Raw genomic sequence first — 286 nt, forward strand, 5'->3', positions numbered from 1 at the left:
GACCGCTGGAATAGAGCTTCGCCGTCGTGGAGAGACCAATTCGCAAGGGATGTTCAAGCAGTTGCGCTGGATTGAGTGCGACCCGCACTGGTACGCGCTGAACGACTTTAATCCAGTTACCTGTGGCATTTTGCGCAGGCAGGAGGGAGAAACTACCTCCAGTTCCCATATTTATCCCGGTGACATGTCCTTCATATGGGACGTCATCTCCGTAAATATCACTGATAATGGTCACTTTCTGGCCTAAAGAAACGCCGCTAAGCTGGGTTTCTTTGAAGTTTGCATT

General features: G+C 50.0%; 1 protein-coding gene. It reads right to left on the minus strand.

The features are described from left to right. Positions 1-286, minus strand: a 286-nt coding sequence (locus JEM65_RS21240) for an HlyD family secretion protein (RefSeq protein WP_199603728.1), incomplete at both ends; no start/stop codon positions are given.

Source organism: Gelidibacter salicanalis (assembly GCF_016469035.1).
Lineage (GTDB): Bacteria > Bacteroidota > Bacteroidia > Flavobacteriales > Flavobacteriaceae > Gelidibacter > Gelidibacter salicanalis_A.